The following is a 1797-nucleotide window of genomic DNA, read 5'->3' as shown; positions in this document are numbered from 1 at the left end:
TTAAACAATTTATTTATTTATATATAGGGGGTTAAATAAATGGCAAAACACATGAAAACCATGGATGGAAATACAGCCGCTGCTCACGTAGCTTATGCATTTTCAGATGTGGCAACTATTTATCCAATTACTCCATCATCACCAATGCCTGAAGCAATTGATGTTTGGGCAGCAGATGGACGTAAGAACTTATTCGGTGAAACTGTACAAGTAACTGAATTACAATCAGAAGGTGGAGCAGCTGGTTCAGTACACGGGGCTTTAGTTGCAGGGGCTTTGGCATCTACATTCACAGCATCACAAGGTTTATTGTTGATGGTTCCAAATATGTATAAGATTGCCGGAGAAAACTTACCTGGCGTATTCCACGTATCAGCAAGAGCTTTGGCATCACACGCACTTAGCATTTTTGGTGACCACCAAGACGTTATGGCAGCAAGACAAACTGGTTTTGCATTGTTATGCTCAGGTTCAGTACAAGAAGTTATGGATTTAGCAGCAGTAGCTCACCTTTCTTCTATCAAAGGTAAAGTTCCATTCTTACATTTCTTCGACGGTTTCAGAACTAGTCACGAAATTCAAAAAATCGAAGTTATGGACTATGAAGATTTGGCAAAAATCGTTGATTGGGAAGCTATTGATGAATTCAGAAGAAACGCATTAAATCCAGAAAACCCTAAGACTATGGGTACAGCTGAAAATCCAGACGTTTATTTCCAAGGTATGGAAGCATCTAATACATACTATGAAGATATCGTTGGTATTACTGAAGGCTATATCAATGAAATTAACAAGATTACAGGCAGAAACTACGGATTATTCAACTACTATGGTGCTGAAGATGCTGAAAATATTATAGTAGCTATGGGTTCAGTAACTGAAACTATTGAAGAAACTGTTGATTATTTAGTTTCTAAGGGAGAAAAAGTCGGAGTATTAAAAGTTCACTTATACAGACCATTCTCTAAAGAACATTTCTTAAATGCTATTCCAAAAACAGTTAAGAAAATCGCAGTTTTAGACAGAACTAAAGAAAAAGGTTCATTAGGAGAACCTCTATATCTTGATGTTAGAGATTGTTTCTATGATCATGAAAATAAACCAGTTATCGTTGGTGGTATCTACGGTTTAGGTTCAAAAGACACAACTCCAACTCACATTAACACAGTTTACGAAAACTTAAAACAAGACAAACCAAGAACACAATTTACTATCGGTATAGTAGATGATGTTACTCATAGATCATTAGAAGTAAAAGATGTTATAAACACTTCACCTGAAGGAACTATCAGATGTAAATTCTGGGGATTCGGTTCTGACGGTACAGTAGGTGCTAACAAATCAGCTATCAAAATCATAGGTGATGGTACTGACATGTACGCTCAAGGTTACTTCGACTATGACTCTAAAAAATCTGGTGGGGTTACAATGTCTCACTTAAGATTTGGTAACAACCCAATTCACTCAACTTACCTTTTAGATGAATCAGATTTCATTTCCTGTTCAAAACAAGCTTATGTATATCAATACGATTTATTAAGAGGTTTAAGAAAAGGTGGTACATTCTTACTAAACTGTATCTGGAGTGAAGAAGAATTAGACACTCACCTTCCAGGTAAATTAAAGAAATATATCGCTGAAAACGACATTAAATTCTACACAATCAACGCTTCTAAGATTGCAGCAGAAGTAGGATTAGGTGGAAGAACTAACATGATTATGCAAGCTGCATTCTTCAAATTATCTAAAGTATTACCTATAGATGAAGCTATTAAGAAATTAAAAGAATCTATAGTT

General features: G+C 35.6%; 1 protein-coding gene. It reads left to right on the top strand.

The annotated features are described in order from the left end of the window. Positions 1 to 39: 39 nt before the first annotated feature. A partial coding sequence (gene nifJ, locus KHW44_RS09295) for a pyruvate:ferredoxin (flavodoxin) oxidoreductase (protein WP_304068799.1) occupies positions 40 to 1797 on the top strand: 1758 nt, incomplete at its 3' end.

It is taken from the genome of Finegoldia magna, assembly GCF_018371055.1.
In the GTDB taxonomy this organism is placed as follows: domain Bacteria; phylum Bacillota; class Clostridia; order Tissierellales; family Peptoniphilaceae; genus Finegoldia; species Finegoldia magna_I.
Note: the sequence above shows the minus strand (reverse complement) of the source record. Positions and strands in the feature narration are given on the sequence as shown.